This window comes from Bifidobacterium catenulatum DSM 16992 = JCM 1194 = LMG 11043, from assembly GCF_001025195.1.
Lineage (GTDB): Bacteria > Actinomycetota > Actinomycetes > Actinomycetales > Bifidobacteriaceae > Bifidobacterium > Bifidobacterium catenulatum.
In genome coordinates this window covers 427719-439570 of record NZ_AP012325.1, presented here as the reverse complement: position 1 = coordinate 439570, position 11852 = coordinate 427719, and the positions used below count along the sequence as shown (strand labels likewise).

Annotated in this window: 8 protein-coding genes and 1 tRNA gene; 3 read left to right on the top strand and 6 right to left on the bottom strand. The window is 57.2% G+C overall.

Translation table 11 applies throughout. The features are described from left to right. Positions 1–114 precede the first annotated feature (114 nt). The 4 genes from BBCT_RS01815 to serS all read right to left on the bottom strand — a co-directional run bounded on the left by BBCT_RS01815 (position 115) and on the right by serS (position 3907). Entirely contained in the window at positions 115–1116 is a 1002-nt protein-coding gene (locus tag BBCT_RS01815) for a PfkB family carbohydrate kinase (protein WP_003835550.1), read from the bottom strand. A 53-nt stretch (positions 1117–1169) separates the two neighbouring features. Next, complete coding sequence (locus BBCT_RS01810) at positions 1170–2243, bottom strand: ADP-ribosylglycohydrolase family protein (protein ID WP_003835549.1); 1074 nt, start codon at positions 2241–2243, stop codon at positions 1170–1172. Positions 2244–2468: 225 nt separating this feature from the next. After that, positions 2469–2553 (bottom strand) — tRNA-Ser (locus BBCT_RS01805). A gap of 67 nt (positions 2554–2620) precedes the next feature. After that, positions 2621–3907 (bottom strand): serine--tRNA ligase, encoded by a 1287-nt coding sequence (serS, locus tag BBCT_RS01800; RefSeq protein WP_033500858.1) that lies wholly within the window; start codon positions 3905–3907, stop codon positions 2621–2623. 129 nt (positions 3908–4036) lie between these two features. On the opposite strand from serS, the gene BBCT_RS01795 reads away from it, so the two are divergent. After that, the gene (locus BBCT_RS01795; RefSeq protein ID WP_003835545.1) at positions 4037–5149 is read left to right on the top strand and encodes a diacylglycerol/lipid kinase family protein; all 1113 of its coding nucleotides are present in this window, start codon (positions 4037–4039) and stop codon (positions 5147–5149) included. Positions 5150–5206: 57 nt separating this feature from the next. Here the strand turns inward: BBCT_RS01795 and BBCT_RS01790 are convergent, their stop codons facing one another. Together BBCT_RS01790 and BBCT_RS01785 are read right to left on the bottom strand one after the other, a co-directional pair. Next, entirely contained in the window at positions 5207–6073 is an 867-nt protein-coding gene (locus BBCT_RS01790; protein WP_003835543.1) for a PRD domain-containing protein, read from the bottom strand. A gap of 27 nt (positions 6074–6100) precedes the next feature. Then, positions 6101–8188 (bottom strand): glucose PTS transporter subunit IIA, encoded by a 2088-nt coding sequence (locus BBCT_RS01785; protein ID WP_047750572.1) that lies wholly within the window; start codon positions 8186–8188, stop codon positions 6101–6103. 321 nt (positions 8189–8509) lie between these two features. Here BBCT_RS01785 and pgm point away from each other — a divergent pair, with 321 nt between their 5' ends. Both pgm and BBCT_RS01775 read left to right on the top strand, forming a co-directional pair. After that, on the top strand, positions 8510–10186 hold the full coding sequence (pgm, locus tag BBCT_RS01780) for a phosphoglucomutase (alpha-D-glucose-1,6-bisphosphate-dependent) (protein WP_003835538.1): 1677 nt from the start codon (positions 8510–8512) through the stop codon (positions 10184–10186). A gap of 331 nt (positions 10187–10517) precedes the next feature. Then, complete coding sequence (locus BBCT_RS01775) at positions 10518–11798, top strand: RNase H family protein (protein WP_033512421.1); 1281 nt, start codon at positions 10518–10520, stop codon at positions 11796–11798. Positions 11799–11852: the final 54 nt, after the last annotated feature.

Below are 11852 nucleotides of genomic sequence, written 5' to 3'. Positions count from 1 at the left end.
CGAATCCAATCTCCTTGAATCTGCCGCACGACACTGCGGACAGGCTATATGCACGCCGCATCAACGTAATCGCGTACATGATATAACCACTTATAGTCATTTGTACCATAAGTCTTAGAACGCCATTCCCAGGAGCCGCTCAACCTCCTTTCGATCAGGGCAGGTAGCCGGCCCCGATTGCGTTACAGCCAACGCCGAAGCAGCATTGGCGCAACGTACAGCATCCTCCAACGGCACACCTTCGCACAGCAGGGCGCACAACACACCCGCGTGACAATCACCGGCGCCATTGGTATCCACCGCTTTCATTGGAAAACCAGGAATTCGCAGCGCTTCGTCACCGGGAATCGCCAACCACGCACCATCCGCGCCCACGCGAACGATTACAGGAGATCGCAATCGATCGCACAGCCACGCAACCGTCTCTTCATCGACATTCGCGTTCTCAATCTCTTGCACAATATCCTGCGAAACCTTGCAATCGCAAGAATTGCCATTATCGAGCGCCGCCAAACGTTGCGCAATCAACGTTGCCTCGCATTCATTGCACGACCATATCGGACGATATGCGAGCATCGTACGAAAAACGTCATCATCAACTGTCGCGATCATCGGAGAAGGATCGAATACTGCAGTAAACTCGCGATGTTCAGTCGTTCTTTTCATAAAAGCAAGCAGTGCGTCCGCCGTGTGATGCACCAACGTGTATCCGCTCACATGCACGACATCCTGTTTTTCTGGATTCACAGAATCGAACGCATCGACACTGCCGTATGCTTCCGCGCCTCTCGTCGAAATGAACGTTCGTTCAGCATTCGCGTCGGTCAACGCCACGCAAAATCCCGAATCGCGCACGGCATCCCGCTTGCCAATATGCTGAATTCCCTGATTTTCCAACGTTTGTAGAATCTGCGAAGCCCACGGCCCCGTACCAATCACACCAGCATGAGACGCCTTAACGCCCATGCGGCGAACGGCATACAGCGTGTTGAAGCTGGCACCAACCTGCGTTTGCACATTGCCGGCGAACACATCTTCACCTGCACGCGGCACCGCGTCCACATTCATGGTCAGATCGACAATAACCTGTCCAAGAGAAATAACTTTTCCAGTCATTGCAATGTCTTTCGCACTTTCGTCATAGTTTCGCCAACCACGGCTCCTGCAGATCAAACGATATTTGCATCATTAAGCGCACTATCATCACGTAACGCGCTTAGTGACGTAACAGTGCCGACCAAATCAAGGTGATCATCTTCAGCAAGTTGTGAAAGTACCTGATCAAGCATGGTTTTGTCGAAACCTTGCATACCATGCCACGCCCCCAGCATCGCACCCGTAATGGCCGCAATGGTGTCAGTGTCACCACCGACAGAAGCCGCGAAACACAAAGCATGCGTGGGATCGTCAAAAAAGCGCGCCGCAATGGCGAAAGCGGCGGCCACGGACTCGTTCGACTCCACGCTGGTACCGCAATCCCGTTGCAGCACAGCAGCGAATTCGTCGTCATTGAGTCTGCATCCATCAGTTTCGGCCCAATTCATGAAATATTGCACGCGCGCAAGCACCGAAGCCTTTGCCGACCAATTGCCACGCTGCGGAAGCTTCTGCACGAATTCCACCGCGAGGTGCAAAAAGTCACGTTCTCCTTCAATAGCAAAGCTCACCGCAGCAGCCACCAAAGTGGTCGCTTCAATGCCCTGCACCGTGTTATGCGTCACCACACAGGATCGCCAGGCGGCGTCGGCGAGCGCTTGGCCTGGACGGAATGCGATGCCCACCGGCGTGGCACGCATTGCACCGCCGTTGGTGGTGCCGAATCGGCCGGTTTCTTCCAAACTTACGCCTTCGGTAAGTTTTTGCAGCGCTGCTTTGGTGGAAGGTCCCAGCAGGTCAAGCGATCCCTTAGCCTTCATCGCAGCTTCCCATTGCAGCAGATCGTGGGCATATCGGGTGTTATCAATGCAGCCGTTATCGTCGATAAGTCGCTGTGCGAGTACGAAAGCCTGTTCTGTATCGTCGGTGACGGCACCAGCTTTCATATTCGGTGCGATTGGCTGCTGCGGCACGGCATTCATAAGTTTCGTAATCGGACCGTCGTAATACTGGCGAATCTGCTCGGCCGACATGCTTTGCGTAGGCATTCCCAACGCATCGCCCAACGCAAGCCCAGCCATAGCTCCCATCGCCCGGTCCTTCATTTGCATCCCATTCTTACGCATAGTCGCAGCAGCCTTTCTCATAGCTCAGCCTGATCGTACACCGAACAACATCACAATCCCTCCCCAATCCTTCCAGTCACTGGAAGAAAGTGGACGTATATCGGCTCCCCAGCGGGAAAAACCTCCAGCAACTGGAAGAATTGAGACTTGGACGGTGCTGAGCCGAACTTGGGCGGAGTTTGTCCGGATTGCAGCAATAAAAAAGGCTTACTGGGAGCTTAGGACGCTCTCAGTAAGCCTTGTAGGCGGGTAAGGCGAGATTCGAACTCGCGGAGGCTTGCACCTCAACGGTTTTCAAGACCGTCTCTTTAGACCGCTCAGACACCTACCCTTTGTGTGTCGACATCACTGCCAACACACAAGATGTCAATATATCACAGCGTAAGGAAGTTGTGGAATCAGGCTTCCCACTTGGTCGGCTCAATGACTTCCTTGCCACCCATGTAGGCACGCATGGCCTGCGGAATGACGATGGAGCCGTCCTTCTGCTGGTGGTTCTCGAGAATGGCGACCAGCCAGCGAGTGGTGGCCAGCGTACCGTTCAGCGTGGAAACGGCGCGGGTGCCGCCATCTTCCATACGTTCGCGAATGTTCAGGCGACGGGCCTGGTATTCGGTGCAGTTGGAGGTGGAAGTCAGCTCGCGGTAGCGACCCTGGGTCGGAACCCAAGCTTCGCAATCGAACTTACGTGCTGCGGAAGAGCCCAGATCGCCGGCAGCGGTATCGATGATGCGGTACGGCACCTCAACTTTGCCGAGCATCTCCTGCTCCATGGCCAGCAGGTGCTCATGCTCCTTGTAGGAGTCCTCCTGCTTGGTGTAGACGAACATCTCCACCTTGTCGAACTGGTGCACGCGGATGATGCCGGAAGTATCCTTGCCAGCAGCACCTGCTTCGCGGCGGTAGCAGGAGCTCCAGCCGCAGTAGCGCAGCGGACCGTCGGACAGGTCGAGAATCTCGTTCTCGTGCATGCCTGCGAGCGCCACTTCGGAGGTACCGACCAAGTACTGCTCGTCAGGTTCGCGCAGACGGTAGATTTCGTCGGCGTGGGAGTTGAGGAAGCCGGTGCCGCGCATCACTTCCGGACGCACCAACGTCGGGGTGATGGCCAGCGTGAAGCCATGCTCTTGAGCCTGGTCCACAGCCATGGTAAGCATGGCTATCTGCATGCGGGCCACCTGGCCGCGCAGGAAGTAGAAGCGGGAGCCGCCGACCTTCACGCCACGTTCCATATCAATGCCGGCAACACCACGACCGAGGGTCAGGTGGTCCTTCGGTTCAAAGCCTTCAGCTGCGAAATCGCGAATCTGGCCAACCTTCTTGACCACCACGTAATCGTCTTCGCCGCCTTCCGGAGCTTCCGGCTCAACCACGTTGGAGAGCTTCCACATGGCGGTGGTGTACTCTTCGGCTGCGGCGTCCGCTGCGGCCTTGTATTCGGAAACCTTCTGGGAGAGTTCCTTGGTTTCGGCAATCAGCTTGGCCTTTTCGTCGGCCGGAGCCGCGGCGACCTTCTTGCCGATTTCTTTCTGCTGCGCACGTGCAGCCTCAAATTCCTTCAGAGAGGAACGACGAACCTCGTCGGAGCGCAGCACCTCGTCGACCAGTTCGACCGATTCGCCACGCTTGCGCTGGGATTCCTTAACAACGTCAGCATGTTCACGAATGAATTGGATATCAAGCATGTTTTCTAGACTAGTGCTGAAAGCCGACACTCGCCGCAAACCTTCCATTTTTGTATACAACGTGCAGGAATCGTCGAATAAATCGTGCTTGATTCGCTTTTTTCACGTCTTACGTGAAAAATAGGTGACATGCCTATGCCAGTTATCATTGTGATTGTCGTTCTTGCGGTTGCAGCGGTGTGCGCGGCCGCCTTTTTCGCGGTGCGTGCATATAAGCACCGTAGGTTTGCCGAGCAGCTCGACAAACGCGACGACGATCAGGTGCACTATGCGTTCGTGATCAATCCGTCGAAGCCCCAGGCGGAACAGCGCAAGCAGCATATTCAGGAGTTCTGCGAGGCGAAGCATCTTACGCAGATCGAATATATCGAAACACAGCTTGATAAGGATGGTCGCGCCTGTGCGTTGGAGGCGTTGGAGCATGGCGCCGATGTGGTGGTCGCGGTTGGAGGCGACGGCACGGTGCGCACGGTGGCGAGCGCGCTGTCGGGAACCGGTCACGCGCTGGGCATCATCCCTATTGGCACCGGCAATCTGTTTGCCCGCAATATGGGCATTCCCGTAGATGATATCGATGCTGCGTTGACCGTTGCCACGTCTCACGGCTCGCGTTTGGTGGATGTCGGCCGTTTGACGTTGCTCGATGATGAAACCGCCGATCATGGTCATGCGTTCCTCATTATCGCAGGCATCGGTTTCGATGCGGTGATGATCGACGACACCGATCCTGAGTTGAAGAAGAACATCAGCTGGCTCGCCTATTTCGTGTCGGGCGTGAAGAACCTGTTCGCCCCGAAGTACAAGGGCGACGTGACCATTACCAGCGCGGATGGCAGCACGCATACAACGCACGGACTGACGTTCCGCACGTTCATGGCCGGCAATTGCGGACAGATTCCGGTGTTTTCACTCATGCCTGACGCCGTATACGATGATGGCATCCTCGATTATGAGATTATTGACACGTCCGGCGGTTTGATCGGTTGGGCGAATCTGTTTGGTGATGTACTGCATCAGACCATCACCGGCAAGGCACAGCAGAGTCCGTTCTCCACGAATTCCACGGTTGACCAGATTCAGGGCGTCAGCGCGGAAATCAAGTTGGAGAAGCCTGTTTTGGCGCAGGTTGACGGCGATATGCTTCCCGAAACGCAGCATATTCGTTTCAGTGTGGAGCGTAAGTCGTTGTGCGTGCGTGTGCCGGAAGCACCCGAAGCCAATACTACCAGTGTAAATCAGTAACTATTAATCGTAATTATCAATAATTATTTATTACGACGATTATGCATTTTATGCAGGTTATGCATTGATATTGTCATTCTTATGCGATCCAGCCGCATAAGAAGTCACTCGTGCGACATGCAAGGTAAGATAGGCGATTTCCGCTTGCGAAAGACTTGCATTCAATCGCATTTTGATGATGATCGCGAGTTTGTTTGCGCAATCCGATGCTTTCGGATACGAGGTTTTGATGGATTCCACGATTGGTTCAGGCTCGTCATCAAGCTGTTCATGTTGGTGAATGCGCACGAAAAGATAGCGCAGATGCGTGATGAAACGCGCCACATTGACGCTATTCTGGTCAAGGTTGATGCCGTAATAGCCTTCGATGACCGTCAGTATTTGCTGGATGACGCCGGTCATGGTGTATGTGGCGGAAAGGTCGCCGGTGGAGAAGCCCGCATTGACCAAGTGCAGGGCCAAAGCCACGGCTTCGCAGTCCGGCAGGGCGCCGCCCAGATACGTGTTCATCGCATCGACCAGAGCTTTGCCTTTGGCATATTCGCTCGCGTAGAGCGAACGCACTTCGGCTTCCAGTGGATATTCGATGGTCTGTTTGTTTTGCGATCGGCGAATCGCACCGCAAATATGGTCGGATAATGCCAGCACCAATGCAGGCTGCCGGTCGGCCTGTTCCTTCAGGCCTGCACGGTTCATGGCGTCCGTAACGAGACGAATGATTTCGGGTGGGATCCCGGCCACCTGTTGGGCCATATGGTCGGGATCCTTGCCATCTGCGGGAATGAACCGACGGACGATCTTCGCGTCATCGACATGCTGTCCGGGCTTGGCTTGGAAGCCTATGCCTCGACCGGTGAGAATCACCTCACTATTGCCGTCTTTTGCCAGTACGACATTATTGTTGAATACGCGAAGAACGTCCACGTCGGCCCTTTCCGACTATGCGATTGGTCAGTGCTGAATGTCGATCACCGACTCACCGGCCTTAACGTCGACGCCGGTCTTTGGCGCGACGGACGCGAAGGCCACTGTGTTCAGCACCGTCATCAACGTGGTGGTGCTGTATCCAGCTTCCTTAACCTTATCAAAGTCGACGACAACGAGGGTGTCCCCCGCGTTCACATGTTCGTTGGCCTTGACCTTCACATTGAAGCCTTCGCCGTTCATCTTCACCGTGTCGATACCGACGTGCACGAGCACCTCCACGCCATCATCGGTTTTGATGCCGAATGCGTGACCGGTTTCGGCGACGGTCTGCAGCACGCCGGATACCGGGGCCACGACTTCGCTATCGGCCGGCTGGATGCCGACGCCCTCGCCAAGCGCGCGGGATGCGAACACCGGATCGCCAGTTTCGTCCAAGGAGATCACATGACCGGCGACCGGCGCGTTCACCACGGTGGTGGTGGCAGCAACCGAGGCTTCGGTCTTGGTGGCAGCAGCAGTGGCAGTCGCGGTGGCAACAGCTGGAGCGGCTCCCTCGGCTTCGACAGACGAGACAGCGGCTTTCTGATCGGCGGCCGCGCGGGCCAGCACTTCAGCCTTCTGTTCCGGAGTGCGGTAATCGAAAGTGATGATCAGAAGGAAGGTGGTGAGGAAGGACACGGCGATGGACACTGCATACACCCACATCTGGTTGAAGACCGGAATGGTCAGCAGCGAGGTGAATGCGAAGGTGGTAGTGGTCACGCCGTGCACGGTCTGGCCGGCGGCGGTGACGGACGGGAAAAGCCAACCAAGAATAGCGATGACGACGCCACCGAGACCGCAGCCCACCAGCATGCGCTTGTAGATGAGCTTGTAACGCAGATGGATACCGTACAGGGACGGTTCGGAAACGCCACCGAGCAGGCCGGCCGCGAGCGCACCCAGAGCGGTCTGGCGCATGGCCTTGTCCTTGTCACGCACAGCAAGGAAGAGCACGCCAGCGGTAGTGCCGAAGCAGGCGAAGTTCCACACGCCCATCGGGCCTTGGATGAAGTCGTAGCCGAGAGTCCGGATGTTCATGAGCATCAGGGCGTTGAGCGGCCAGTGCAAACCGAGCGGCACGAGGAACGGGTACAGCATCGGAATGATGATGGCGAAGATGAACGGGGCATGGGTGTTCATCCAAGCCAAGCCGACGCCGAGGCCGTTGCCGACCCACACGCCGATAGGACCGATGATGAAGGCTGTCAGCGCGCCAACGATGATCATGCAGAAGAACGGCACGAAGACCAGCTGGACGCTTTCGGGGATGATCCTCTTCAGTCCGTGGTAGACGAGAGCAAGTACGGCGGCCATGAGCAGCGGCACGAATACGTTGCCGGAATAGTCGCTCAACGCCATCGGCAGACCGAATATGTTGGCCGTGCAAGACTTGGTGCCCAGAGCGGCGTTCTCCACGCACGTGGTGGTCTTGGCATCCATCAGGCCGGTGAACTGCGGGGTCATGAGGATGGCCATGATGGCACCACCCAGCCATGGGTCGACCTTAAGCTTCTTGGCTGCGTTGTAGGCGACCATGATCGGCAGGAAGTAGAACACACCCTTCCAGATGGCCTTCACGAACACCCAGCCTGCGGAGGCCTCGTCATTCGGAATAACGTTCAGCGAAATAAGCAGATTGACCAGCGCGATGATGATGGAAGCGCCGAGCAGCACGCCCAGAATCGGGCGGAAGGAATCGGCGAGATACTCGAAGAAGGAGTCCAGCCAGGCCACCTTGCCGCGAGCCTTGGAACGGGCTTCGGCCTTGACGTCGGCATTGCTCTTTTGACCATCGCCAGACGCGGAGGCACCACCGACACCGGCCATTTCAGGCAGATGCATGATGTTTTCGTACACGGTGGCAACGCCACCGCCGATGACGACCTGGAAACGGTCACCGCTCTGCGGCACCGCACCGAGCACGCCTTGCATGTGCTCGAGACCGTTCTGATCGACCTTGGATGCGTCAACCAATTCAAAGCGCAGTCGAGTGGCACAATGCGTCAGGCTGCGAACGTTTTCAGGACCACCGATTGCAGTGATGATCTGCGATGCAAGTGAGCCAGCCATCCTGTTTTCCTTTCTTTCCCTTACAACCGATTCGATCCAAGCAACACTGCTTCGGGCAACAAAAAAGACCTGAGATATGGCTATGGTTAAGCCATATCTCAGGTCTTGCGTCATTATGTTGACTAGCAACCCTGCTTCAGTCGAATAGCACAGAACTATACACCATCATCTGACATTGCGCAAATCAACCGAGAACACAATCCATCACTAGCGAAAATTCTTATATTTATATCCAAACATGCAATAAACAGATAACGTATTCATCGCACGTAATGGGACAATTACGCACATTCGCAGCAAAAGCGTGGCAGAATAGTGGCTATGGTTGCAAACAATGCGGGAATGCCCGCCACCCCAGCAGATCTGATCAATGTCGACGAGGTCATCGGCAAGTACTATGACGTCGTCCCCGATCCCAACGTTCCCGAGCAGCGTGTCTCCTTCGGCACCTCCGGACATCGTGGCTCGTCCCTGAAAACCTCGTTTAACGAGGCCCACATCGTGGCCATCACCCAGGCCATCGCCGAATACCGCAAGAAGGCCGGCGTGACCGGCCCGCTGTATATCGGCCGCGACACCCACGCCCTGTCCGAGCCGGCTTGGAAAACCGCCATCGAAGTGCTCGTCGCCAACGGCGTGACCGTGCGCATCGACTCCCGAGACGACTTCACTCCGACCCCGGTTGTGTCTCAGGCCATCCTGACCCATAACCGCGCAGCGGACGGCACACAGCGTTTCACCGGCGAAGGCCTGGCCGACGGCATCGTCGTGACCCCGTCGCACAACCCGCCGACCGATGGCGGCTTCAAGTACGATCCGGTCACCGGCGGCCCGGCTCCGGCTGACGTCACCAACGCCATCGCCGACCGCGCCAACGAGCTGCTCGGCGATTTCAAGAACATCAAGCGTGTTCCGTTCGAACAGGCCGTCAAGTCCGATCTGGTCGAGCGCTTCGACTTCCGTGAGCACTACGTCGCAGATCTGGAGAACGTCATCGACTTCGACGTGATCCGTTCCTCCGGCGTGCGTCTGGGCATCGACCCGCTCGGCGGCGCTTCCGTCAACTACTGGCCGCTGATGAACGAGAAGTTCAACCTGACCATCGACGTGGTGCGCCCGCAGGTCGACCCGACCTGGAGCTTCATGACCATCGACCACGACGGCAAGATCCGCATGGATCCGAGCTCCCCGTACGCCATGAAGGGTCTGGTCGATTCCCTCAACAACGGCGCTTGGGACAAGTACGACCTGGTCGGCGGCACTGATCCGGATGCCGACCGCCACGGCATCGTATGCCCGAACTGGGGCGTCATGAACCCGAACCACTACATCGCCGTGTGCGTGGAGTATCTGTTCGGCGGCAATCGCCCGGGTTGGCCGGAAGGCGCCGGCATCGGCAAGACGCTGGTCTCCTCCTCCCTGATCGACCGCGTGGCCGCTTCCATCGACGCCAAGCTCGTTGAGGTTCCGGTCGGCTTCAAGTGGTTCGTCGACCCGCTGTTCAAGGGCGAAGTCGCCTTCGGCGGCGAAGAGAGCTCCGGCATGAGCTTCCTGCGCAAGGACGGCCGTGTGTGGACCACCGACAAGGACGGTCTGATCCCGGATCTGCTGGCTGCGGAAATCACCGCCAAGACCGGCAAGAACCCGGCACAGCTGCATCAGGAGCAGGTGGAACGCTTCGGCGAAAGCTGGTACAAGCGCATCGATACCCCGACCACGTTGGAGCAGAAGCAGAAGTTCGCCAAGCTTTCCGGCGACGACGTTGCTGCCACCACGCTGGCCGGCGAAGACATCACCGCCAAACTCACCGAGGCTCCGGGCAACAACGCCAAGATCGGCGGCCTGAAAGTCACCACCAAGAACAACTGGTTCGCGGCACGCCCATCCGGCACCGAAAACATCTACAAGGTGTATGCCGAGTCCTTCGAATCCCCGGAGGCCCTCGACAAGGTGCTCGCCGAAGCCACCGAAGTCGTAGACAAGGCCCTGGCCGAGTGACATTCGGATTAATCGCCATACAATAATCGCGGTCGATATGTGACCGTGACGCAAGCAAAAGGTCCGTTCCATAAAATGGGACGGACCTTTTGTCGTCTATTGGGAAATGCGACCGTGCCCCGTCTCAACGAAGCACGGTGGCACCGGCCTGGGCAGCGAAACCATACGAGGGACGGGCGAACGGAACCATGGCACAGCCCATTCGATTATGGCGATGGCGCGTTCCAGGCTTCGGTCATGCTCTGTCTGGACGATTAGCACCCCGCATGGATGCCCTTTCCCTTTGCGAACAGACGTGGAGCGAGTCGCATGGCTTTCGTAGGGTAGAGGCATGACGATTACGGTTTCTACAGACGGTTCCGCTTTGGGTAATCCGAATGGTCCGATGGGTTGGGGTTGGGCCGATCACGAACTCGCGACAGGCGGCAAGCCGGGGCACCACCATGAGGGCGATTGCGACGCCGGCGGAGCAACGAACGGCACCAACCAGATCGGCGAACTGTGCGCGGTGTTAGAGGCGCTGCGCGCGCATCCCGGTTCCGAACCGTTGGTGATCGAAACCGATTCGCAGTATGCGATCAACTGTTCCACCACGTGGGTGCATGGCTGGAAGAAGAACGGCTGGAAGAACTCGCAGAAGAAGCCAGTGAAGAACGCGGATTTGATTCGCGCGATCGACGCCGAGATTTCCAAACGTCCTGGATCGGTAAAATTCGTATGGGTCAAGGGCCATGCCGGCAATGCGGGCAATGAAAAGGTGGATGAGCTTGCGCGCACTTATGCTGGCGATTGCCGTTCGAAGGTTCGCGAAGGATATCTTCCCTTGGAGGGTTGGCAGTCGCTGCTGGCTTCCGAATACTCGCAAGGCATCGATGTTCCCGACGACGCCCAGATGCTGCTCGACGGCAAGATCACTTCGGACGAATACCATATCGGACGCGGGCAGGGCGAATCTGCCGGCGGCTCTCTGGCCGACGATCTGATAGGTGTGTCCGATCCGGAACCGCGGCCACGTTCCATAGCGGACATGCTGGTGGAGCCCGAAGGCTACCCCACGCCCGACGAGGCGACGTTGCCGCTGCCTCCCAACGGAATGCCGGCAGAATCCGACGAAATGCCGGAACCGACCACAGTGCTTGCCACGGCGATATCCGACTCCACGCCATCGGATACCACGACGTCTGACTCTACGCAATCCGATACCACCGCACCACGCAAATCGTATGCGGAAATGCTGATCAAAACGGATTATTTCCCGCGTGAAGACGCGGAAAACGCATCCGACGGAACGCTGCAGCCAACACAGTCCGAGCAATCGGCGACGCGGTCCGATGAAACCGCCGACTCCCTGCAATCACCAGAAACACAGGAATCGCTGGCAGACGCACCGCAATCGGCGATGCAACCGCAACAATCCCAGCAACCACGCCGGAAAAGCCCTTCGGGACTGTCAGTGTCGGGTACCATTCGTTTCACGCCCCCGCCAAATTCCAGTCCTACGTTCGACGGCAGGCTCCGCCGTATTCGCGGCTACATCGCGGTGGAAGGGTATGTGCAGGGCGATGGCACACTGGTATTGGAGGACGCGCCGTTCGCAGTCAAACACAATTAATGGAATCGTGCATCGGAGCCCATATCCCCCATCCAAAAAAGCACGTGAAACATC

What these genes read in the sequence shown, in the direction of transcription:
- pgm (WP_003835538.1), top strand. Translation starts at nt 8,510, where the DNA reads ATGGTTGCAAACAATGCGGGAATGCCCGCCACCCCAGCAGATCTGATC.
- serS (WP_033500858.1), bottom strand. Translation starts at nt 3,907, where the DNA reads ATGCTTGATATCCAATTCATTCGTGAACATGCTGACGTTGTTAAGGAA.
- BBCT_RS01815 (WP_003835550.1), bottom strand. Translation starts at nt 1,116, where the DNA reads ATGACTGGAAAAGTTATTTCTCTTGGACAGGTTATTGTCGATCTGACC.
- BBCT_RS01785 (WP_047750572.1), bottom strand. Translation starts at nt 8,188, where the DNA reads ATGGCTGGCTCACTTGCATCGCAGATCATCACTGCAATCGGTGGTCCT.
- BBCT_RS01810 (WP_003835549.1), bottom strand. Translation starts at nt 2,243, where the DNA reads ATGAGAAAGGCTGCTGCGACTATGCGTAAGAATGGGATGCAAATGAAG.
- BBCT_RS01795 (WP_003835545.1), top strand. Translation starts at nt 4,037, where the DNA reads ATGCCTATGCCAGTTATCATTGTGATTGTCGTTCTTGCGGTTGCAGCG.
- BBCT_RS01775 (WP_033512421.1), top strand. Translation starts at nt 10,518, where the DNA reads ATGACGATTACGGTTTCTACAGACGGTTCCGCTTTGGGTAATCCGAAT.